The sequence below is a fragment of the Microbacterium maritypicum genome (genome assembly GCF_008868125.1).
In the GTDB taxonomy this organism is placed as follows: domain Bacteria; phylum Actinomycetota; class Actinomycetes; order Actinomycetales; family Microbacteriaceae; genus Microbacterium; species Microbacterium maritypicum.
In genome coordinates, this window is the sequence record NZ_WAAQ01000002.1 from 854523 (window position 1) to 877266 (window position 22744).

Annotated in this window: 19 protein-coding genes and 1 tRNA gene; 11 read left to right on the plus strand and 9 right to left on the minus strand. The window is 69.0% G+C overall.

All coding sequences use genetic code 11. The features are described from left to right. Positions 1 to 10: 10 nt before the first annotated feature. Together F6W70_RS14905 and F6W70_RS14910 are read right to left on the minus strand one after the other, a co-directional pair. Complete coding sequence (locus F6W70_RS14905) at positions 11 to 505, minus strand: MarR family winged helix-turn-helix transcriptional regulator (RefSeq protein WP_055870746.1); 495 nt, start codon at positions 503 to 505, stop codon at positions 11 to 13. Between the two features lie 7 nt (positions 506 to 512). After that, complete coding sequence (locus F6W70_RS14910; RefSeq protein WP_055870748.1) at positions 513 to 1010, minus strand: GNAT family N-acetyltransferase; 498 nt, start codon at positions 1008 to 1010, stop codon at positions 513 to 515. Between the two features lie 111 nt (positions 1011 to 1121). On the opposite strand from F6W70_RS14910, the gene F6W70_RS14915 reads away from it, so the two are divergent. The 7 genes from F6W70_RS14915 to F6W70_RS14945 all read left to right on the plus strand — a co-directional run bounded on the left by F6W70_RS14915 (position 1122) and on the right by F6W70_RS14945 (position 7766). Then, positions 1122 to 1193 (plus strand) — tRNA-Gln (locus F6W70_RS14915). A gap of 1 nt (position 1194) precedes the next feature. Next, positions 1195 to 2625 carry a bifunctional UDP-N-acetylglucosamine diphosphorylase/glucosamine-1-phosphate N-acetyltransferase GlmU gene (gene glmU / locus F6W70_RS14920; RefSeq protein WP_055870751.1) on the plus strand — a complete coding sequence of 477 codons (1431 nt, stop codon included), beginning with the start codon at positions 1195 to 1197 and terminating at the stop codon, positions 2623 to 2625. Positions 2626 to 2631: 6 nt separating this feature from the next. Further along, complete coding sequence (locus F6W70_RS14925) at positions 2632 to 3666, plus strand: ribose-phosphate diphosphokinase (protein ID WP_017828424.1); 1035 nt, start codon at positions 2632 to 2634, stop codon at positions 3664 to 3666. 93 nt (positions 3667 to 3759) lie between these two features. Continuing rightward, entirely contained in the window at positions 3760 to 4233 is a 474-nt protein-coding gene (locus F6W70_RS14930) for an FMN-binding protein (RefSeq protein ID WP_151487149.1), read from the plus strand. A gap of 14 nt (positions 4234 to 4247) precedes the next feature. Further along, positions 4248 to 5129: an FAD:protein FMN transferase gene (locus F6W70_RS14935; protein WP_151487150.1), complete on the plus strand. Its 882-nt coding sequence runs from the start codon at positions 4248 to 4250 to the stop codon at positions 5127 to 5129. A 14-nt stretch (positions 5130 to 5143) separates the two neighbouring features. Continuing rightward, positions 5144 to 6718: an FAD-dependent oxidoreductase gene (locus F6W70_RS14940; protein WP_151487151.1), complete on the plus strand. Its 1575-nt coding sequence runs from the start codon at positions 5144 to 5146 to the stop codon at positions 6716 to 6718. Between the two features lie 250 nt (positions 6719 to 6968). After that, complete coding sequence (locus F6W70_RS14945; protein WP_318278911.1) at positions 6969 to 7766, plus strand: putative endonuclease domain-containing protein; 798 nt, start codon at positions 6969 to 6971, stop codon at positions 7764 to 7766. Between the two features lie 285 nt (positions 7767 to 8051). On the opposite strand, the gene F6W70_RS14950 is transcribed toward F6W70_RS14945, so the two are convergent. From F6W70_RS14950 to F6W70_RS14960, 3 genes are all read right to left on the minus strand, one after another. Further along, on the minus strand, positions 8052 to 9551 hold the full coding sequence (locus tag F6W70_RS14950; protein ID WP_151487152.1) for a sensor histidine kinase: 1500 nt from the start codon (positions 9549 to 9551) through the stop codon (positions 8052 to 8054). Between the two features lie 26 nt (positions 9552 to 9577). Further along, entirely contained in the window at positions 9578 to 10306 is a 729-nt protein-coding gene (locus tag F6W70_RS14955; RefSeq protein ID WP_017828429.1) for a response regulator transcription factor, read from the minus strand. A 76-nt stretch (positions 10307 to 10382) separates the two neighbouring features. Continuing rightward, positions 10383 to 11348 carry an acetylxylan esterase gene (locus F6W70_RS14960; RefSeq protein ID WP_318278912.1) on the minus strand — a complete coding sequence of 322 codons (966 nt, stop codon included), beginning with the start codon at positions 11346 to 11348 and terminating at the stop codon, positions 10383 to 10385. A 167-nt stretch (positions 11349 to 11515) separates the two neighbouring features. On the opposite strand from F6W70_RS14960, the gene F6W70_RS14965 reads away from it, so the two are divergent. Further along, positions 11516 to 15484 (plus strand): golvesin C-terminal-like domain-containing protein, encoded by a 3969-nt coding sequence (locus tag F6W70_RS14965; protein WP_151487153.1) that lies wholly within the window; start codon positions 11516 to 11518, stop codon positions 15482 to 15484. A 90-nt stretch (positions 15485 to 15574) separates the two neighbouring features. Here F6W70_RS14965 and F6W70_RS14970 read toward each other — a convergent pair whose 3' ends face one another. Then, the gene (locus F6W70_RS14970) at positions 15575 to 16735 is read right to left on the minus strand and encodes a mandelate racemase/muconate lactonizing enzyme family protein (RefSeq protein WP_151487154.1); all 1161 of its coding nucleotides are present in this window, start codon (positions 16733 to 16735) and stop codon (positions 15575 to 15577) included. Positions 16736 to 16829: 94 nt separating this feature from the next. After that, positions 16830 to 17633, minus strand: a complete 804-nt coding sequence (locus F6W70_RS14975; RefSeq protein ID WP_055870787.1) for an IclR family transcriptional regulator — start codon at positions 17631 to 17633, stop codon at positions 16830 to 16832. A 227-nt stretch (positions 17634 to 17860) separates the two neighbouring features. Here F6W70_RS14975 and F6W70_RS14980 point away from each other — a divergent pair, with 227 nt between their 5' ends. Genes F6W70_RS14980 through F6W70_RS14990 form a run of 3 tightly spaced genes read left to right on the plus strand, consistent with a single transcriptional unit; the run spans position 17861 to position 21019 of the window. Continuing rightward, a complete protein-coding gene (locus tag F6W70_RS14980) occupies positions 17861 to 18799 on the plus strand; it encodes a carbohydrate ABC transporter permease (protein WP_151487155.1) in 939 nt (312 codons plus the stop codon). Beyond that, a complete protein-coding gene (locus F6W70_RS14985) occupies positions 18799 to 19656 on the plus strand; it encodes a carbohydrate ABC transporter permease (RefSeq protein WP_055877620.1) in 858 nt (285 codons plus the stop codon). Before F6W70_RS14980 ends, F6W70_RS14985 begins: the two co-directional genes overlap by 1 nt. Positions 19657 to 19705: 49 nt before the next feature. Beyond that, entirely contained in the window at positions 19706 to 21019 is a 1314-nt protein-coding gene (locus F6W70_RS14990) for an ABC transporter substrate-binding protein (RefSeq protein WP_151487156.1), read from the plus strand. 70 nt (positions 21020 to 21089) lie between these two features. On the opposite strand, the gene F6W70_RS14995 is transcribed toward F6W70_RS14990, so the two are convergent. Both F6W70_RS14995 and F6W70_RS15000 read right to left on the minus strand, forming a co-directional pair. Further along, positions 21090 to 21809, minus strand: coding sequence for an SDR family NAD(P)-dependent oxidoreductase (locus F6W70_RS14995; RefSeq protein ID WP_151487157.1), 720 nt, complete (start codon positions 21807 to 21809; stop codon positions 21090 to 21092). Then, complete coding sequence (locus tag F6W70_RS15000; RefSeq protein WP_151487158.1) at positions 21806 to 22723, minus strand: dihydrodipicolinate synthase family protein; 918 nt, start codon at positions 22721 to 22723, stop codon at positions 21806 to 21808. Before F6W70_RS15000 ends, F6W70_RS14995 begins: the two co-directional genes overlap by 4 nt. Between the last annotated feature and the right edge of the window lie 21 nt (positions 22724 to 22744).

Consider the following 22744-nt stretch of genomic DNA (forward strand, 5'->3'; position numbering starts at 1 on the left):
ATGCGGCCGGTCACGAGTCGAAGCTCAGACTCAGCTTGCGCAGCAGTCCCGCGAGGCGATCCCGATCCGAGCGGGAGAGGGCCTGCAGCAGGTCCGCTTCCACGTCGACCAGACGCGTGATGGCGGCATCCACACGGATGCGGCCGTCGTCGGTGAGCGTCACCAGCACACTGCGGCCGTCACCGGGGTCTGCCTCGCGACGCACGAAGCGCCGTCCGACGAGACGGTCGATCCGGTTGGTCATGGTGCCGCTGGACACCAGTGTCTGCTGCAGCAGCTGCTTGGGGGAGAGCTGGAACGGCGCGCCGGCCCTGCGCAGCGCCGACAGCACATCCCACTCCCAGTGCTCCAGATCGCTGCGACGGAACACATCACGGCGGGCGCGGTCGAGGTGTCGCGACAGACGATCCATCCGGGACAGGACCTCGAGGGGCGAGAAGTCGAGGTCGGGGCGCTGGGTGTTCCACGCGCCCACGATCCGGTCGACCTCATCCGCCTCGCTCATCCGCCCATTATCCCGTGTGCGAGTCGGCGATCACGGACGCCGCGGGCAGATCGAGTGTCATGAAGGTGCTGTACGGGTCGGCGGCGTAGCCCCCGAACGGTCCGCATTCACGGAAGCCGACCGCGTGGTACAGGGCCCGTGCCGGGGCGAAGAAGTCGGCACTCCCGGTCTCCAGGGAGATCCGACGGATGCCGCGGGCCTCGGCATCCGTCAGGAGGAAGCCGAGCATCGCACGTCCGAGGCCGCGCCCGCGCAGAGCGGGGTCGGTGCGCATCGACTTGATCTCCTCGTGTGCGTCCTCGACCGCCGCCAGCGCTCCGGTGGACACGGGGCGGCCGTCGAGGTGACCGGCGAACAGCCGCACACCAGGGGCGAGCAGACGCTCGAACACCAGGGCGTGACGACTCTCCGCCGGTGCCGTGTGCTCCATCTCCGCATGATGGGCGACCAGGAACTCGGCGAGGGCGGGGCTCGCGGTCTCCACCCGTTCGATCACGATGCTCATCTCGTCAGCATCCCAGAGCCGTGTTTCGGCGGGATGACGAGCGGTGGTGTCAGCGGATGCGGGGCCGGAGCATGGCAGACTTGTCCCCGCGGCGTCCTCGGGGCGGCGCGGTCCGCCGTGGTGTAATGGCAGCACGACAGCCTTTGGAGCTGTTAGGTCTAGGTTCGAGTCCTGGCGGCGGAGCATGACTGGGAACAATCTCGCCATCATCGTCCTCGCCGCAGGCCAGGGCACCCGCATGAAGTCGCGCCTGCCGAAGGTGCTGCACCCGATCAGCGGTCGTCCGCTGGTGGGTCACGTCCTCACCACGGCGGGGCGGCTGCAGGCCGCGCACGTCGAGGTGGTCGTGCGACACGAGCGCGACCAGGTGGTCGCAGCTCTCCAGGCCGACTACCCGGATGCGGTGTTCGTCGACCAGGACGACATCCCCGGAACCGGACGTGCAGTGCAGGTGGCTGTGGATGCTCTCCCCGCCGACTTCGACGGCGACGTGCTCGTGCTCTCGGGCGACTGCCCGCTGGCCGATGCCGACACCCTCTCCGCCTTCCTCGCGGAGCACCGCGCCTCGGGCGCTCCGGCCACGCTGATGACGGCGCTGGTCGACGATCCGACCGGCTACGGACGCGTCGTGCGCGATGCCGACGGCGGCGTCGATCGCATCGTGGAGCAGAAGGACGCCAACGCCGAAGAGGCCGCCGTTCGCGAGATCAACGCCGGGATGTACGTGTTCCGTGCCGCGACGCTTCGGGACTACCTGCCCAGGGTCGGCGTCGACAACGCTCAGGGCGAGATGTACCTGACCGACGTCCCCGGCCTGCTGCGCCGCGACGGCGACCGGGTGGCGGCATCGGTCGTCTCCGACATCTCGGTGACCTTCGGTGTCAACGACCGTGCACAGCTGGCCGAGGTCGGTCGTCTGCTCAACCAGCGCATCGTGCGCCGCTGGCAGCTCGAGGGCGTCACCGTGATCGACCCGACCACCACCTGGATCGATGACGACGCGACGCTCGCGCCCGACGTCACGATCCTCCCGAACACGCAGATCCTGCGGGCCACGACGATCGCCTCTGGCGCCGTCATCGGTCCGGACACGACTCTGGTCGACTGCGAGGTCGGCGAGGATGCGATCGTCCGCCGCACCGACGCCACTCTCGCGGTGATCGGCGCCGAGGCCACGGTGGGCCCGTTCTCGTTCCTCCGCCCCGGCACTGTGCTGGGCGCCAAGGGCAAGATCGGCGCCTACGTCGAGACCAAGAACGCCGAGATCGGCGAAGGCAGCAAGGTGCCCCACCTCTCGTACGTGGGCGACGCCACGATCGGGCGCGGCGTGAACCTCGGCGCGAGCACGATCACCGCAAACTACGACGACGTGAACAAGCACCGCACCGAGATCGGCGACGAGGTGCACACCGGGTCGCACACGGTGCTCGTCGCGCCCGTTAGGCTGGGAGCCGGTGCGAAGACCGGTGCAGGCGCCGTCGTCCGCAAGGACGTCCCCGCCGGCGCTCTGGCCATGAGCGTCGCGCCCCAGCGCAACATCGAGGGCTGGGTCGAGAAGAACAGAGCAGGGACGGGCGCGGCGGATGCTGCGTCCCGCGAGAATTCGGCGGAATAGGCGGACATGGCGCGCAAGAAGAAGACGGTCGATCTGGATCGCGACAACGGCGTGGCCCCCGGGATCATCGCCAAGACCAAGAAGCGGCTCGTCGTCGCCGGCGGTCGCTCGCACCCCGAGCTCACCGCAGCCGTCGCCGAGGCGCTCGGTACCGAGATCGCACCGGTGGAGCACCGCACGTTCGCATCGGGTGAGATCTACGCCCGCTTCGAGGTGTCGATCCGCGGCGTGGATCTCTTCCTCATCCAGACGTTCGGCGAACCGGTCAACGAGTGGCTCATGGAGACGCTCATCATGATCGACGCCGCCAAGCGCGCCTCGGCCAAGCGCATCACCGTCGTCGCGCCGTACTATCCGTATTCGCGTCAGGACAAGAAGGGCCGCGGCCGTGAGCCGATCAGTGCCCGACTCGTCGCCGATCTGCTGAAGACCGCAGGCGCCGACCGTGTCATGAGCGTCGACCTGCACGCGGCGCAGATCCAGGGATTCTTCGACGGTCCCGTCGACCACCTGTTCGCCAAGCCCGTGCTCCTGGACTACTTCGAGCGCACCCTGTCGCCGGCCGACCGGGAGATCCTCACCGTCGTGTCGCCCGACATGGGCCGCGTGCGCGTCGCCGACACGTGGTCGGACAGCCTCGGCGCTCCGCTCGCGATCATCCACAAGCGCCGCGACCCGAAGGTCGCCAACCAGGTCTCCGTGCATGAGATCGTGGGTGCCGTCGACGGCCGCACCTGCCTGCTCGTCGACGACATGATCGACACCGGCGGAACGATCGTCAAGGCGGCCCAGGCGCTCAAGGCGAACGGCGCCCACCGCGTCATCGTGGCCGCCACGCACGCGATCTTCAGCGACCCGGCATCGGAGCGGCTGCAGGACTCGTCCATCGACGAGGTCGTCATCACCGACACGATCCCGCTCACCGAATCGCGTCGCTGGGACAACCTGACCATCCTCCCGATCGCCCCGCTGCTCGCACGCGCGATCCACGAGGTGTTCGAGGACGGCTCCGTGACGAGCATGTTCGGCGGCGACGCGTAACGCATCGTCACGGCACAGCCCGCGCATAGCCGCCGTGCCTACGGTCGAATGGTCGACGAGCGCGTCGGCCGACACCGAGCCGGGAGGACCACAATGATCCGCACGACCGTACCGACCTCTGTCCGCAAGGGAACCGCACTCCTCGGAATCGCGGGACTCTTCGTCCTCGCCGGATGCTCCGGAACCGCTGACGCCGAGACCCCGAACAGCACCGGCAGCACGCCCGATGCCGGTTCTTCCTCCTCGTCGTCCGGCGGCGATTCCACGGCGACCTACGCCGACGGCACCTACACGGCCGAGGGCTCGTACCAGACGCCGGAGACGGTCGAGGAGATCTCCGTCACCCTCACGCTCGCCGACGGCGTCGTGACCGACGTCGAGGTCACGGGAGACCCGCAGGCCCCCGAGAGCAAGCAATACCAGGGGCAGTTCATCGCCGGGATCGCCGACGAGGTCGACGGCAAGGCACTCGACGACCTGAACGTCAGCCGCGTGGCCGGCTCGTCGCTCACCAGTGGCGGTTTCAACAAGGCCGTCGAGTCGATCAAGGAGCAGGCCGCCTCCTAGGCGCCTGACTTCCCATGGCGAGTTGGCGCTTCGAGGCCATCGGAACGCACTGGGAGATCGAGACGACGGATGCGCTTCCGGAATCCGTGACGGCAGCGGTCTCCGCGGAGATCCAACGCTTCGACCGCGAGTGGTCCCGGTTCCGCACGGACTCGGACGTCGTGCGCCTCGGTCGGGAGGGCGGCGCTCTGGCTTCCACCGATGCCGGGCCCATGCTCGACGCGTATCGCGAGCTCTCCGCCGCGACCGGAGGAGCCGTCAACCCGCTCGTCGCCGACAGCCTCGACGCGCTCGGATATGACGCGGACTACTCTCTGACCGCAGGGGATCCGGTGCGCGCTCCCGATACCTGGGAGCAGCGTCTGTCCTGGACCGACACCGGGGTCACCGCATCCACCCCGTCCCTGCTCGATGTCGGCGCGCTCGGCAAAGGACGCCTCGTCGACCTCGTGACGGCGGTCTTGGCGTGCGTGCCCGGAGATCTCGTGGTCGACGCCGGCGGCGACATCCGCGTCCGCGGGTCCGGTGTGCGCATCGGCCTGGAGCATCCGTTCGACCCGACGAAGGCGATCGGGGTCGTCGAGGTGCAGGATCAGGCGCTGTGCGCCTCGGCGATCAACCGGCGAGCGTGGGGGAGCGGGCTGCATCACGTGCTCGACGCCCGTACCGGACTCCCGGTGCGCACCTGGGCCGCGACCTGGGCGTGGGCACCGGAGGCGATGACGGCCGATGCGGTGGCGACGGCGCTCTTCTTCGACGGCGGCGACGAGATCGCGGCCGCCTGGGGCGTCGAGTGGGCGCGGATGAGTACCGACGGACGCGTGCAACGTTCGCCCGGGTGCCCGGCCGAACTGTTCCTCGCCGTGGGGGAGTCGTCCCCGGCAGCCCAGAACTAGGGAAGAGTGGAAACGTGATCACCTCATTCGCCGCCGCACGTCAGCGGGTCCTCGCGGTGCTGGGCTCGCTGTCGATGTACCGCCTCGTGCTGTTCGCGCTCGTCGCTCTCGCGGTCGTCGCCTTCCTGCTCTCGCTGTTCGGCGTGATCGTCTCGCCCACCCCGCTCGAGCTCGTGGCGTCGTTCCTCGTGCTCGCGGTCGTCATCTCCGCCGTCGACGCCGCGGCGCAGCGCCTGCTCCGACTGCCCTGGCGCATCGAGTCGTCGCTGGTGACGGCGCTCATCCTGCTGTTCGTGCTCCGACCGGGCGTCGAAGCCGGCGCGCTGCTCGGTCTCGCGCTCGCCGGTGCGGTCGCGAGCGTCTCGAAGTACCTGATCGCCTGGCGCGGGCGTCACATCTTCAACCCTGCCGCGTTCGGCGCCGCCGTGGTCTCGATCCTCGGAGCGTTCGGTGCCTTCGAGTGGCTGGGCACGTCGTCGTCGTGGTGGGTCGGCACGCCGGTGCTCACGATTCCCGTGGCCGTGCTGGGCCTCGCGGTGCTGTGGCGCACCGAGAAGATCCGAGTGATCCTGGTGTTCCTCGCCGTCGCCGTGGCCACATCGGTCGTGCGGCAGGCCGTGCAAGCCGTGGAGTTCGACATCGCCTTCGACGTCGCGACGGCTCTGCAGTTCGCGCTGTTGCAGTCGCCGTTCCTGTTCCTCGGAGCGTTCATGCTGTCGGAGCCGCTCACCCTTCCGCCGCGCCGCCGGCAGCAGCTCGTGGTGGCTGCCGTCGTCGGGCTGCTCGCGGGGTGGCCGATCTCGGTGGCCGGTCTCTTCACACTCGGTCAGGAGCGCGCCCTGCTGATCGGCAACCTGGTGGCGTTCGCCTTCGCCCTGCGCGGTTCGGTGCGGCTGGTGCTCGAACGGCGCGAGTTCGTGACCCCGACCGCCCAGGAGCTGACGTTCCGCGCCAAGGGCCGGGTGCGTTTCCTGCCGGGACAGTACCTCGAGCTCGACGTCCCGCATCACCGACCCGATGCCCGAGGGACCCGTCGGGAGTTCAGCATCGTGTCGGCGCCGGCCGATCTGCCGACGCTGCGCATCGCCTACAAGAACGGCGACCAGAAGCATCCCTCGAGCTACAAGCGTGCTCTCGCCGCGGCCGAGCCCGGTGCGACCTTCGCGGTGACCGGAACCTGGGGCGACTTCATCCTGCCCCGCGGTGAGCAGCCGGTGCTCATGGTCGCCGCCGGCATCGGGGTGACGCCCTTCGTGTCGCAATTGCGTCAGCTGCAGGCGACCGGGCAGCAGCGCGACGTGGTGCTCGTGTACGTCGCCTCCGACGCCTCCGAGCTCGCCTTCCGCGAGGAGCTGGCAGCGACCGGCGTGCGCACCGTCGTGTTCACCCGTGATGAGCCCGCCGACCTCCCGGCGCACTGGTCGTGGGCGCAGGGCGCGCGTCTGGATGCGGAGACCCTCGAGCGCACCGTCGCCGACCTGGCCTCGCGCCACGCCTTCATCTCCGGCCCCCCGCGGCTCATCGCCGACCTCGCCCCCGCCCTGCAGAAGGCGCGCAGCCTCACGACCGACGCCTTCGCCGGATACTGATCCGGGTCGCGGGCGCGACCCCTCACGCCCGTGTGCACGGTGCCCCCGTGCTCTCGCGTCCTTCCTCGTCCACCTGTCGGGAGCTCGGGCGAATGTCGGGTGATCCGACGGCGATTCGTCCGACATCCGCCCGGACTCCCGACGGGTGGACGGCACCTCTGTTCCTTCACAGTCGATGCGTGAATCGAATCTGCCCGTATATCCGGATGCTCGGCCCCCGCCACGAGCACGGGAGGTGCAGGATCGACGGATGCTCAGTGCCGCTTTCGTGACCGCCCGACACGGCGGAGTCGTCCGGGGCACCCTGCTCCAGAAGTATGGGATCACTCGTCGGATGCGCGCGGACGAGGTGCGTGTCGGCGCGCTTCAGCGCGTGAGACCTGGGGTGTTCGCCGTGCCGGAGGCGAATGTGCACCTCGTGGAAGCCGCACGACACGGCGGTGCGCTCACCTGTGCACATGCGCTGCGACTGCACGGCGTATGGTGTCTCTACGACGAAGGTCCCGTTCACGTGTGGCTCGGCGGGCGAGGTCGTGCTCACCACGACGAGTGCGAATGCGTGGGGCACTACGACGCGGGTCGCGCGGGCGTCGGACTCGCACCGCTCGAAGAGGTGCTCGTCCATGTTTACCGTTGCGGTGGTGACGAGGCGTTCTTCGCCGCGCTCGAGTCGTCGCTCACGCAGCGGCTGATCTCCGAGGCCGCACGCCGACGAATCCGGAGTCGACTGCCGGCTCGGGCGCACTGGCTCGTCGATCTGGCCAGATCGGATGCCGACAGCGGGCTCGAGTCGCTGCTGCGGCTGCGGCTGCATGTGCACGGGATCAGGCTGGATTGCCAGGTGACGATCCCGACCGTGGGGAGGGTCGACTTCGTGGTCGACGACAGGCTCATCCTCGAGGCCGACGGCAAGGGCAACCACGCGGGCTCTGCGCACCGCCACCGGGATCTGGTGAGGGATGCCGCGGCGTCGGCGCTGGGAACGAGACGCTGCGATTCGACTATGCACAGATCGTGCATGCCTGGCCCACCGTCGAGGCTGCCGTGATCGCCGCCTTCGTGCGTTTGCGCGAGCGCGGCTGACGTGGGCGCTGGTCCCGGCCCGTCCCTCCCCTCGACCTCGACGCGTGCGCTTGTCGGGAGATCGTCCGGATGTCGGGAGGAAACAGCCCCCACACGCCGGTCCACGAGCAATCTCCCGACAGGTGTGCAGGGAGTGCGGGTGTGCCGGGGAGTGGGGAGCGCGGGGTGTGCGGGTGTGCGGGTGTGCGGGTGTGGGGGTGTGGGGAGCGAGGAACGAGGGCGCGAGGCCCCGCGCGACTGTGCGGGGTTCTCACGCCTCCGCAGGGGTGTCGCCGGTCGTCGCCGGATTCATGGGGATGCGGACGGTGAAGGTCGTGTCGCCGGGCTCGCTGGTCACGGTGATGAGGCCGTGGTGGCCCTCGACGATGGCCTTCGCGATCGCGAGTCCGAGGCCCGTGCCGCCGGTCTGCCGGGCCCGCGAGCTGTCACCGCGGGCGAAGCGGGCGAAGAGCTCGTCGCGGATGGCGGGGTCGATCCCTGGACCGTCGTCGTGCACGCGCAGCACCGCCTCCTCGCCTTCCTGAGCGACGCTCAGCGTGACGGTGGTGCCGGCGGGCGTGTGGGTGCGGGCGTTCGCGAGCAGGTTCGCGACGACCTGATGCATGCGTCCGGCATCTCCCACGATCGTGACGGGCTCGTCGGGCACGTCGATGTTCCAGTGGTGGTCGGCCGCGGTCGGCCGCGCGTCCGAGAGACCCTCGAGGGCCAGCTGGGTCAGGTCGACCGTGCCGTAGACCAGCTCCCGGCCCTCATCGAGACGGGCCAGCAGCAGCAGGTCCTCGACGAGCCGGGTCATCCGCAGCGACTGGGCCTGGATGCGCTCCAGCGACGACGTCGTGCTCTCGATGACCTCGGGGCGCTCCGTCTGCGGGTCCGACTGACGCAGGGCGCGCAACGACAGCTCGGAGTACCCGCGGATGGACGCGAGCGGGGTGCGCAGCTCGTGGCTGGCGTCGGCGACGAAGCGCCGCATCCGCTCCTCGTTCTTCTGCCGTGAGGCGAGCGAGGTGTTCACGTGGTCGAGGAGCTTGTTCAGCGAGGCTCCGACGAGACCGGTCTCGGTGCGGGGATCGGCTTCGTACGCGGGAACGCGCTCGGTGATGGTCACCTCACCGCGGTCGAGCTGCTGATTCGCGACCCTGGTCGCGGTCAGTGCGACGGCGCGGAGGGGACGCAGACCCACCCGGATGGTGATCGCGGTGGTCAGCGCCAGGAGGATCAGACCACCGATCGTCGCGAGCGCGATCACGGTCAGCAGCTGCGTGAGCTGGTTCTGGATCTCGTCACGGGGGAGCCCGGTGACCACGATCAGCCCGTTGCTCGTCGGCAGCGCCATGACGCGGTAGGAGCCGAGGTCGGTGAGGGTGACGGTCGCGACCCGGGTATCCTTCAGCGACACCGCGATCTCGGCGAGCTGGGCGCCGGTCAGCGGATCGAGCGTTCCGGCGAATTCGTCGCCGTCCTCACTCTTCGCGACCACTCCGGAGAACCCTGTGACGGGACTGGAGACGACGAAGAGAACTCCGACCGGAGGTGCGGGGCTGCTCGCGAGCACGTTCTGCGCGGTCGCCGACGATGGAGCGACAGCCTGGGAGATGCGAACCAGCTGGTGGGCGTATTCGCTCAGCTTCTGGTCGAGCTGATCTTCCATCGTCTTTCCCAGCGTCGCGCTGGTGATCACGGCGACGATGATGAGGATCAGCGACACGAACCCGATCACGGCGGTCATCAGCCGTGTCTGCAGGCTCATCGGCCTTCTCATCATCGTCGCTGAGCTCACTGCGGGGCCTTGATCATGTAGCCGACGCCGCGCACGGTGTGCAGCAGCGGCGTGCGCCCGGCATCGATCTTCTTGCGCAGGTACGAGATGTACAGCTCGACGACCGACGACTTGCCGCCGAAGTCGTAGCTCCACACCCGGTCGAGGATCTGCGCCTTCGACAGCACCCGGCGCTCGTTGCGCATCAGGTAGCGCAGCAGCTCGAACTCGGTCGCGGTGAGCTCGATCTCGGTGCCGTCTCGCACGACCTCGTGGCTGTCCTCGTTGAGGGTGAGGTCGGCGACGCGCAGGATCGACTGTCCGTCGTCGGCGGTGGCGTGGCCGGTGCGGCGGATGATCGCCCGCAGTCGTGCGATCACCTCCTCCAGGCTGAACGGCTTCGTGACGTAGTCGTCGCCTCCGGCGGTGAGACCGGCGACGCGATCGCCCACGGCGTCCTTCGCGGTGAGGAACAGCACGGGGACGAGGTTGCCGGACTCCCGCAGACGCTTGAGCACGGACATCCCGTCGAGGTCGGGCATCATGATGTCGAGCACGAGCGCATCGGGTTCGAACTCGCGCGCCACCTGGAGCGCTTCCATGCCGGAAGAAGCGGTCCGCACCTCCCAGCCCTCCATGCGCAGTGCCATCGCGAGCAGGTCGGTCAGCATCTGCTCGTCGTCGACGGCGAGGATGCGCAGGGGGGAGCCGTCGGGGCGGCGCAGTTCGGGCAGGTCGCTGGTCATGTGCCTATTCTGCGGAATCTCCTATGCGATTTCTATGGAGAACGCTATGCGTTGTCTGGGAGATCCGCAGGAGCGTTCAGATCACACGCTCGTCGGGGAGCGCGAGGAAGTCCATGCCGTCCTGCAGGGCGAGGCGGTCGGACAGTTCGCCGATGGGTCCGTCGAGATGACCGCAGGCTCGCACGCCGAGGCGCTTCGGGCCCGGCAGCGCGTGATACACCGCGAACTGTCCGCGCGGGTCGACGGCGGGATCGAGCACCGCCGCGCTGACGTGCACGGGCATGCGCAGGCGCCGTGCCGCGATCGCCGCGTCGAAGTAGTCGAGGACGGGGCGGACCTCTGGATGGTCGCGCAGGTGCCGGCGAACGGCCTCTCCGCTGCCGGTGCAGCGCCGCGAGAGGCGCACGTCGTGGTTGCCGAAGCTCGGGACGTCGAGGACCGCGCGTCGGAACCGGGCGTCCCAGGGAAGGGCCAGGGCGCCGATGCCACCGCCGAAGCTGCCGCCGCTGAAGTCGAGCGATCCCGCCACGGCGGGCACGATCTCGAGGAGGATCGTGGCTGCGCGCCAGATGTCGGCTGCGCTGAAGCGATGCGAGTAGGTGTCGCGATGGGCGATGCCGGCCAGGACATGCTCGTCCGGCGGTGCGGGGAAGCGGCTGGCGGTGCCGACATGCGTCCCGGGGGCGACGGGGAAGATCGCCGCGGTATGGGCGGGCACCCTCTCGACATCGGGTCCCGTGCGACCGCCGTAGCCGTGTCCGACGACGAGGCCGCGCCGCGCGTCGGCGACGGCGTGGGGCTGCATCACGAAGGCGGTGGCGTGTTCATCGACCGAGGAGTGAAAGCGGATCTCCATCACGCGATGCGTCGCGGTCTCGGGGTGCTCGCGAGTGAGCTCCCACGCCACCGCTCCCGCACCGAACTCCTGGAAGGTGCCCCGCCAGAAGGCGTCGAAGTCCTCGGGTTCGGCCGGTGATTCGGGGGGAGCGAGGAGCGCACTCAGCGAGTACTCCGTCATCTCCTCGCGAGGGGTCTGGGTCACCGCGGGCGTCCTTTCGGGGTGGTCTGCCTCGACGACGCTACCGGTGTCGAGCGGAAGCGGCGGCGGGGGGATCGGTGAGGCGCGTTCCATTGACATGATCGCATATGGATTGCAGTATGTGGATCATGGATTCAATAGCTGGCGATGGAGCCGAAGACAATCCCCTGATGTGGAGCCGACGCTCCGTGCTGCGAATGCTCGTGATCGCCGGTGTGCTTCCTCCGGTGCTCGGCTCGTCCTCCGGCTCGGCACCCGCTGCGGCCACCGAGCTCACCACGCCGGGCGGGGTCTATGCCGATGCGCTCCGCCGCCTGGAGAAGCCGAATCTGGCGTTCTCGCAGGTCGCCCAGCTGGTCGGCCAGAACCACCGGATGACTTTTCTCCAGGCGACGTGGGACGGCGGGGCGACCATCGTGCGCGACCTGGAGATCAAGCACAACGGCGGCTGGTTGTCGATCACCGACCCTGCCCATCGGTTCGATGAGCAGTGGCTCGTGCTGGAGGGGGCACTGCCGACGGGGAGCGCCCCGGAGCTGTACGGGCCGCTCACCCCGAGCTGGCTCGGTTTCACCTCCTACCAGGTCCTCGGGCCGCAGGCCATCGAGCTGACCACGAGCACCGACGATGTCGATCTGGTCGTGCGGTGGAGGCTGGAGGGCGCTTACCCCGAGGCTCACCACGTGCTCACGGCCAAGACCGCCGGCGACTACATCGTCGGCTACCAGAGCCAGGACACGAGGTCGCTCGACGACCTCGACGAGGTGCTGTGCGGTTCGTACCAGCATGCGCTCTCGGTGCTCGACGGCTCCGCGCCCCTGGGCGCCTGGGAGCTCTTCGCGCCGATGGCGCTGACGCAGTACTCCGTCGGCGGCGTCGCCGTCACCTCGGGGGTGTACCTGCCGTCTGAGGTCGCCGAATTCGTGCATGAACGTCAGCTCATGGCGGACCGGCAACCGTACGGGATGAGCCTGCGCAACGACAGCCTCGACATCGTTCCGTCCATGTACTCGCCGCAGCCGGGCCTGCGCACGGCCATGACCGTCGGACAGCAGCGGGGATTCGCGTTCGGCATCGCCGCTCGTGCGGACACCCTGTACGGCACCTACGCGCAGCTGTGCCGGAACGAATACGGTCTGAGCGCCTATCGGCACAACGTCTACGACCGATCGCTCACGGATGCCGTGCACGCGATGACAGCGCTGATCGCGGTGGAGCCCAGCGGCGACGACTCCGTCGACTACGTCCCGTCGTACTCGGGCTGGTGGAACCGCGCGAAGGGCTTCGTCGACGTCGAGAACGAGGATGCCGTCCGCGCCGCGGCGAGCGGGGTCGTGCTCGCCGCGCACTATCTGACCGGAACCGCCGACAGCACGCTGTACGACCGTCGCGCGCGGCCGCTCGTGGAGTATCAGCTCTCCCGAAAGGGCATCGGGCACACGCCGATGATCGGCAGCCCGGTCTACAACGACAAGACCCAGTACCGGATCGGGCGGATCCCCACCGATGCCGTGAACCTCGCGTCGCTGTACCAGCTCACGCACGGCCGGAATGCGGGCATCCAGCGGCTCGCGGTGCAGGCGACCAAGGCTGGCGTGGTCGGTCAGAGCAGGGCGCCGTTCTCGAACGCGCTGGCGACCTACCGGGTCACGGGGGATCCGGCCTATCTCGCGGAGGCGACGCTGATCGCGCGGCGCTACTCGCAGGAGCAGATCCTCACGCCCTATCGGAGCAACGGACAGCCGCCGGGCGGCTTCGCGTACAGCTTCTCGAAATACTGGGTCGACCTGCTGGAGATGTTCGAGGCCACGGGGGAGACGGAGTTCCTGGACGGGGCGTACCGCGAGGTGCAGCGCTTCATCACGCAGACCGCGGTCCGCCCGGTGCCCGACACCACTGTCACCGTGCCGGTCGGCTCCGTGATCACGCAGCAGTACGACTGGGAGTCGCGCTCCTCACTCCCGTCGTACCCGACGACGAGCGTCCAGAGCGAGACCGTGCCCGCCTGGTACGTCTCGACCTCGGGGCTGACGTTCGAGGCGCTGTCGTCGTTCAAGCTCGGCGTCAGCACATTGACGAACCCGGGCGGAGGCTACGTGTTCAACCCCTGCTGGGCCGGAGCCCTGCTGCGCCTGGCGCATCACACCGGTGACGAGCTGATCGCCGACATCGCGCACAACATGGTGATCGGGCGCTTCACCACGTATCCCGGCTACTACGGGCGGCAGTTCCAGGTCGCGCACATGAAGCCCGACTTCGCGACCAGCGGGCCGGTCGGGATCACCGGGTACTACTTCCACCACGCGCCCGCCCAGCTCGGTCTCGCGATGGACTACCTGATCAGCGAGAGCTTCTACCGCAGCGCCGGCGCGATCGAGTTCCCGCACGTGTTCGAGGCGGACTTCGCATATTTCAAGTTCTTCGCCTACGGTCACGCGCCGGGGACGTTCTTCGGCGAGGACGGCGTGTGGCCGTACTTCCCCGAGGGGCTCATCGAGGTCGACAACCCTCTGGTCAACTGGATCGGCGGCGTCGGCAACGAGGCCCTGTACGTGAGCCTCACGAACTCTGCCGGCACCCCGCAGCAGGTGGTCGTCGACCTCTCCACCGATCTCACCGGCTTGCCCCGCAGCTCGTCGACCGCGGTCGAGGTGGTGGCCGCGAACGGCGCCCGTTCGACCACGGCGGCCCAGAACGGTCGCGTCACCGTCACGGTGCCCGCCCGCGGGTTGGTGGCCCTGGTGGTGCGGAACGTGACCGTGCAGCGGCCGGGGCTGCCGTTCGACGACATCGTCGATCACGGGCGCGACAGCTTCCACGAGATCGACTCCGACCCCGCGACCGAGTATGGGGTCGCGCGCGGGATGCTGCTGGTGCGTCCCGACGGGGAGGGGTACGACGCCTACGTGCAGATCGACACCGAGCAGCAGGCCACGCTGTCATACCGCATCGGCACGCAGGCGGTGCAGCAGGCGCCGCAGAAGGCGTACCCGTTCGAATGGACGATCCCCGTCGACGACCTCACCGAGACGTTCCGATACACGATCACCTCCGGGGGCACGACCACGCCCGAGGTCACGCTGCGACTGCCCGCACGGATCAGCGGAGCGAACCCCGGCCTCGCGGGCGACGTCATCGCGCAGGCGACGGGAACCGCGGGCGACCGTGTGCCGCTGATCATCGAGGTGCGAAACGCCACCGACGATCCGATCACGGGCACCGTGGCGGTGACCCTGCCGTCGGGCTGGCAGATCGACGGTGCGGTCCCGTCGATCTCCGTTCCCGCGCAGGGCTCGGCGCGGGTGGAATCCGCGGCCGTGATCGCCGCCGCTGCGCCGCTGGGCGAGGTCGAGGTGAAGGCGAAGCTGACGATCCAGGGGGAGGACCCGGTCACGCTCCGCGCCGCGGCGATCGAAGTCATCGACCGGCGCCGGCTGGTGTCGCTCACCTCGGACGTCGAGATCGTCAGCGGCCCCGGCGCGGTAGCCACACTGACGGCTCTGGTGATCAACACCGGGGTCACCCCGCTGCAGGGCACCCTCGCGCTCTACGGCCTCACGGGCTGGAGCGTCGGGCAGCAGAGCGCGACGATCACGGTGCCGCCGAGGTCCGATCTGACCCACACCTGGACGGTGACGGCAGGGGCCGGCGTCGCACCAGGATCGTCGACCCGATTCGAGGCGCGGCTGGATCAGACGCTGCGTCGAGGGGTGCTCGTGCGGGTCGCCGACGAGGGCGTGATCGCCCACACCCAGTCGCCGTGGCCGGGCTATCTGGAATCGGGAAACTGGTACCCCAGCGGGCTCTCGGGCTGGAACGGCACCCGCACGCGGTACAGCGATTCCGACTCGGTCGGCAGCACCGTGACGTGGAACGTCGATCTGCCGCAGGCGGGGCTCTACCGCGTCTCGGTCTGGTATCCGACGAACCCCACGACCACGACGTCGGCGGCCTACGTCGTGGAGCATCAGAACGGAAGCTCCGAGGTGATCGTGGATCAGACGCAGGGAGCGGCGGCCTGGCGCTCGCTGGGTTCGTTCCGCTACGGCGCGGGGGCGACCGGGACCGTGCGGCTCGAGGTGCGCAACACCAGCATCCACCGGGTCAGTGCGGCGCAGTTCGTCCGCATCGGGGACTGACCTGCGCGCGCCCAGACGACGAACGGGTGGGTGGGACCGGAAGGAATCCGGTTCCACCCACCCGTTCGTCTTCGGCAGGAGGGGAACGCGTCAGTGCCGCACGTACTCCTTGATCGCGTCCTCGTCGACGGTCACGCCCAGTCCCGGCCCCGTCGGGACGATGAACCCACCGTCGGCGCGCACCTCGAGCGGCGTCGTGAGCAGGCGGTTGGCGACCGGGAGTGGGAACGGCTGGTATTCGAACGCGAGGAGCGAGGCGGCGCTCGCCGCGACGTGCACGCCGGCAGCCATCGCGATGCCGAAGGCGGCCGAATGGTGAGGTGCGACCTGCACGTGGAATGCGTCGGCGACCGCGGCGATCGCGAGGCCCTCGGTGATGCCCGTGCGACCGATGTCGGGCTGCGTGATTCCGACGGCGCGGCGGGTGAGCCAGTCGGTGAATTCGAAGCGGCTGCGCATCGCCTCGCCGACCGCGATCGGGGTGGCGAGCGCGGTCGCCAGGTCACGGTGGTTCTCCACGTCTTCGGGAGCCAGCGGTGCCTCGAAGAACCAGGCCTTCCGGTCGTCGAGCTCCCGGCCGAGTGCCCGCGCCTCGCCGAGCCGGTACGTCCAGTGCGCGTCCAGCGCGACGTCGAGGTCGGGGTGGACGCCGCGGACAGCGTCGTAGGTGGCGAGGTCGGTGCGGATGTCGACGCCGAGGTGCAGCTTGATGCGGCGTACACCGCCCTCGACGAGCTCGGCCGCCTTCTCCGCGCGCTCGACGTCATCGACGCCGCGGATCCCCGAGACGTAGGTCGGCAGCACCTCGTGGAAGCGGCCGCCGGCGAGCTCGGACACCGAGAGGCCGGTGGCGTGACCCCAGAGGTCCCACAGTGCGATGTCGACGGCGGCCATGGCGTCGGCCTGGTGACCGGTGAGGTGACCGCGCTCGCGCATCGACTCGGTCATGCGGTGCCAGAGCGTGCGCACCGAGCGCGGGTCCTCGCCGATGATGAGCGGGGTGAGCAGGTTGTCGACGATTGCGCCCGCCACGACGGGGGCGACCGGCGCCAGTGCCTCGCCCCAGCCGACCAGACCTTCGTCGGTCTCGATCTTCACGAGCAGGGTCTCGTAGCCGGGGGAGTACAGGCTCCGCCAGGGCGGACGGATCACGTAGCCGCGGTGGTCGACCGCGGTGTCGCCGGCGTAGGAGTTGTTCGCCTCCTCCTTCGACAGGTAGAGCGGGAAGGTCTGGACGCGCGTGATTCTCACAGGGGTCTCCAAAGACATCGAGGGGCGAGCGGCCGGCGGCTGGTGCCGCGGTCAGGGATCAGGATCGGATCAGGGGCCGCCTCGCGGCCGGACGTCAGAGCGCCGCGAAGGCCGATGCGGTGCGGGACGGGCTGTAGCCGAGAGCAACGGAGATCTCGTCGGCGGCCTCGATCAGCTGCAGCGCGAGTTCCTGGTGCGGGGCGTGCAGGTCGAGCACCGAGAGGGGGCCGCTGGCCGAGATGCCGGCCACGATCTCGCCGGCACGGTTGCGGATCGGGGCGGCGATGCAGGCACGTCCGAAGGCGAGTTCTTCGATCTCGGTCGAGTAGCCGCGACTGCGCGTCTCGTCGAGCGCGAGCTGCATGCTGTCACGGTCGACGATGGTGTGCGGGGTGAATCGCTGCGGCGCCTGCGCGAAGTACTCGTCCACCTGCGCGTCCGTCATGCCCGAGAGCAGCGCCTTGCCGATGCCGGTGGCGTGCAGCGGGCCCGTACGACCCGCCATGTCGAACGACTTGGGCGCGAGTGCTCCCTCGAAGTTGCACAGGTACATGAAGGTGAAGCCGCTGAGTTCGGCCACGTTCACACCGATCTCGATCCTGCGAGCGAGGTTCTGTGCGATCTGCCGCGATGCGCGGAAGATGGGCGAGCCGTTGAGGGCGATCGTGCCCAGGGACACGGCCGCGGGGCCCAGGCGGTAGAGCCCGGTGCGTGAGTCCTGCACCACGAACTTCATGCGATCGAGCGCCGACATCATGCGCGAGACGGTGGACTGGCCGAGGCCGGTGAGAGTGCACAGCTCGGAGACCCTCAGCTCACCGGATTCCTCGGTGAAGCATGCGAGCAACGACATCGCCCGTTCGACGGTCTGGGTGCCGCCCACCGATTCCGATGCCATGGTCACTCCTCCTCAGTGCTGCCGCCGCGGATGCGACGCCGCGGTCGATCGCCGCTGCCAGTCATCCTATTCAGAGAAATAGCTTCAAGCAACACAAATGTGGGTGTCTTATGCATCTTGTGGATTTCGCATCCGCATTGTGGTTAACTGGCCGCACGTCGACGTTGACGACTGTGACGACGACGCGCACGGCCCCACGGGGTCGTCTCTACTGGAAAGTGACTGCAATGCAACAAGCCATACTCGAGCGGCCTGCAGAGAGCGAGCAGAAGGCCGTCGAGCCACGCTCCGGGCGACGCTCCACGCTGGGCGCGAAGGATCGCACCTTCGGTTTCATGATCGCACTTCCCGCGGTCCTGCTGTTCCTCATGATCGCGATCTTCCCTCTCGTGTCGAGCATCTTCACGAGCCTCTTCGACCAATCGCTCCTGCGCCCCGAGCGCACGTTCGTGGGTTTCGACAACTATGCGGCCGTCTGGGAGGAGTTCTTCGCCCGGCTCGGCACGACCGTCGTGTTCGCGTCGCTCGCCACGGTCTTCCCCCTCGTGCTCGGCGTGGCGCTGGCACTGCTGCTGAACGCCCGCATGCGCGGACGCAACATCCTGCGCGGCGCCCTCATGCTGCCGTGGCTGCTCCCCGGTGTCGTGGTCTCCTTCCTCTGGGCGTGGATCTTCAATGACAGCTACGGCGTCGTCAACCATGTGCTCTCGGTCTTCGGCCTGCCCGAGGTGAGCATGCTCGGCACCCCCACGGGCGCCATGGCCGCCGTGGTCATCGCCAAGACCTGGCACTCGTTCCCGTGGATCATGGTCGTCGCGCTCGCGGTGCTGCAGACCCTCCCGAGCGAGCAGATCGAGGCCGCCACGATCGACGGCGCGACCCGCTCGCAGCGGTTCCGTCACATCTCGCTGCCGCACATCGCCGGCCCCGTCACCCTCGTCGCGGTGCTGGAGTTCATCTACAACTTCGGCAACTTCGACACCATCTTCGTCATGACCGGCGGCGGACCCGGCAACTCGACCACGACGCTCGCGGTCAGCCTCTACGACCTCGCCTTCGGCAGCTACGAGCTCGGCAAGGCCTCCGCCATGGGCGCTCTGTGGCTCGTCCTGCTGGCGATCATCACGAGCGGATACCTGTTCCTCAACCGACGGCTGGAGAAGTGATGCGCCGTAGTCGCGACGTGGGGGAGTCGATCATCCGCCCCCACCTGTCCATCCCGGGGCGCGTCCTGCTCCTCCTGCTGGCCCTGTTCGGCCTGCTGCCGGTGTACTGGCTCACGGCCACCGCCTTCACGAAGAAGGAGGACGTCTTCTCCCTCGACCGTCCGTTCTTCCCGGTCGACCCGACGTTCGAGAACTTCATCGGCTTCTTCCAGAACGACCTGCTGCTGAAGAACCTGCTCAACAGCATCATCGTCTCCACCGGCACGGCCCTGCTCGCGGTCCTGGTCGGCGGGCTGATGGCCTACTCGCTGTCGAAGTTCCGCTATCGCGGGCGCAACGCCATCATGTTCATGTTCCTGATCGGCCAGCTGATCCCGGGTGCACTGCTGCTCATCTCGCTGTACCTGATGCTGAGCTCGGCCGGTCTGCTGTACACCTACACGGCGCTGATCATCTCGTTCACGACCTTCACGCTGCCGCTCGCGGTGTTCCTGCTGAAGGGCATCATCGACGCCCTTCCCGACGACATCCTCGAGGCGGCCAAGGTCGACGGGCTCTCGCGCACGGGGACGATGTTCCGCATCGTGTTCCCGCTCGTGGTCCCCGGCCTCATCACCGCCGGCATGTTCGCCTTCATGCGCGGGTGGAGCGATCTGCTCTTCGCGCTCACGCTCGCCGGCCCCGACAAGCAGACGCTGCCCGCCGGTCTCACCCAGGCGTTCATCCGCGAGGGCACCGCCGACTGGCCGGCGCTCATGGCGGCGTCCCTCATCACCTCCCTGCCGCTCGTCCTCATCTTCATCCTCCTGCAGCGCTACTTCGTGTCCGGCCTCGCCGCCGGAGCGGTCAAGGGCTAGCGATGCACCGCAGAACAGCTCGTCCCCCTCACCCCGAAGGAGCAGTCTCATGAACATCTCGAACTCGCAGCTGAGCCGCCGAGCCTTCCTCGGAGGCGGAACCGTCCTGGCCGCGTTCGGCGCTCTCGCGCTCGCCGGCTGCGCGACGCCCGCCGCACCCGGCACCGGCGCCGGGGCCACGGCCGCCGGAGCCACGAAGGCCAAGACCATCAACTTCTACGGCAACTCGCTCGGCGAGGAAGCCCTGAAGTCGGCGTGGCAGGGCATCCTCGACGGCTTCTCGAAGCAGGAGGGCGTCAAGGTCGCCCCGGTCATCTACCCGTATGATCAGGCCGCCACGCAGCTGGCCCTGACCGGACGCTCCGGCAACCTCATGGGCGTCGGGCAGTCGGGCGGCTGGCAGGTGCTGACCCCGATGAACGTGCTCGCCGACCTCTCCGACCTCGCGAAGGGGCTGGGCATCCCGCAGGGCGTGCTCGACTCGTACACGATGGACGGCAAGCTGCTCGTGCTGCCGCTGACGGCCGCAGGCATCGGCATCATCACGAACGGCGAGATCGCCAAGAGCGTCGGCATCACCTCGGGCATGACCGTGGAGCAGTTCGCCACGGCGCTCGAGAAGATCAAGAAGCAGGACTCCTCGCTGATCCCGTACGCCGCTGTCACCAAGAACCCCGACCTGAAGGACGCCGTCCCGTGGATGTGGGGCTTCGGCAGCGATGTCGTCACCGACGACCTGAAGTGCACCCTGGGAGACGCCGAGAGCGTCAAGGCGGTCACTTGGTACAAGTCGCTTCAGGACGCCGGTCTGACGCAGACGAACGTGGCGCGCAGCGATGCCCGCATCCTGTTCGCGAGCGGGCGGGCGGCCCTGTACGACGACGCCCCGCTCGCGTCGACCTTCGTCAAGACGAACGGCGCCGCCCAGAACATCATCGACAACATCGGCGCCATCTCGCGTCCGACCGCCGGTGGCAAGGACTCGTACAACCGGGCCTGGGGCAGCGGTGTCTTCGCGACGGCGGGCGAGGGAGAGCTCACGAGCCGTGACTTCATCCTCTACGCGGCGACGAACGTCGAGGCCGCGACCGCGCTCTACGAGAACTCCGCCGTGGCGCCGGCCGCCAAGAGCGTGGCCGACAAGATCCCGGCTCTCGCCGCCGACAAGTTCCAGGGCGCGTTCCGCACCGAGGTCTCCGAGCACGCGCGCGGCGCCGCGTGGGATCGTGTCGCCGTGACCGCCCAGATCGATGCGGCCATCGGCGCGGGGGTCGCGACGATCCTCGCGGGTCAGGTCGAGGCGCAGGCCGGTCTCAACGCGCTGAAGAAGGAAGTGCAGGGGCTCCTCGACGCCAACGCCTGATCCGAGCGTTGCTCACGAAGAAGGCCGCGTCCCGGGAGGGGACGCGGCCTTCTTCGTCGATGTGCGCGGGTCAGAGCCAGCGTTCCCGCAGCACCGGCTTCAGCCAGGCCGCGGGGGACGAGATCGACAGCCCCCCGTCGACGGCGATGGAGGTGCCGGTGACGAAGGAGGCGGCGTCGGAGGCGAGGAACGCCACCACCGACGCCACCTCCTCCGGGCGGCCGATGCGTCCGAGCGGGTATCCCTCGCTCTCGCCCGTGTCGGCGGCCGAGATGCTTCCCGGTTGCACGGCGTTCACGCGGATGCCGCGGGGGCCGTTGTCGAGGGCGAGCTGCCGGATGAGGCCGTCGACGCCCGCCTTGGCGGCCGCGTACGCGGGGAGGGCGGGTGCGGCGAGCGACGAGTTGACCGACGTCACCGCGACGATCGACGATCCCGCGGAGAGCCGGGGAAGGGCCGCTCGCGCCACGAAGAACGCGGAGTCGAGTGTGGCGCCCAGCGCGCCGCGCCAGTCCTCGTCGCTGGTGTCCTCCGCGCGGGCGATCGGCATGCGCCCGGCTGCGAGAACGATGACGTCGAGTCGGCCCAGCGCCTGCTCCGCATCCGCGACGGCACGGTCGGCGGCCTCGGGTCTGCTGCAGTCGGCGACGAGGTACCGCGCGAAGACGGGATCGTCGGAGTGATCGAGCCCCACTCCGACGACGGCGTCTCCGCCGTCGACGAAGGCGCGGGCGATCGCGAGGCCGATGTCGGAGCTGCCGCCGATCAGCAGAACACCGCGGCCGCTCACACCCGCACCGTGGCCGGGATCGGCGGAAGGGCGAGCTCGTCGATCACGAGCTTCACCGAGGCGCGGCTGCCGGCGTCCAGGCGCGAGGCCGGGTAGCGCACGGTCGCATGGTCGATCACGCCACGCGCGACGAGGACCTCCTTGTGCACCGCCCACGCGATGCCGCCCTGCAGACCGATGAGCACGAGAGGGAGCATACGTCGGAACTCGGCGCGAGCCTCGTCGACGCGCCCCTCGAGGAACTGGGCGAGCACGGGGCCGAGGAGGTCGGGGAACTCACACGCGGGCATCGTGCCGACGGCGCCCCTGGCGTATTCCTCGAGGCAGAACTGGGCGTTCTGCCCGCCGAGCACGGTGAAGGCGGGATCGTCGATGGCCGAGACGACCGCGCCGACCTTGGGGGCGGTCGGGGGAGCTTCCACCTTGACGGAGTCGACGCCGTCGAGGCGGGCGATCTCGGCGATCAGCGCCGGTGCCATCACCACACCGGTGACACCGGGGGCATCCTGCACCATGACGGAGAGCGAGGTGGCGTCGGCGACGTCCCCGTAGAAGTCGACGAGTGTGCCGGCCGGAGGCTTCACCATGAACGGTGGAAGCACCATGAGGGCGTCAGCGCCCCCCTCTTCCGCGAGCAGCGCCTGCTCGATCGAGGTGGCCGTGGAGGTGCCGTTGACGCCGGCGACCACGGGGACCCGGCCGTCCACCACCCGGACGACATCGTCCAGGATCGTGCGTCGCTCCTCGGTCGTGAGGGCGAAGCCCTCGCTCGCCATGCCGAAGACGGCGACGCCGTCGACGCCGGACGCGAGCTGGAACTCGACCAGCCGGCGCAGGCCCTGACGGTCGAGGGCGCCCGACTCGTCGAAAGGTGTTGCCAGGATGGGCATCAAGCCGTGGAGTGTCGGAGCCATCAGCTGTTTCCCCGCTTCATC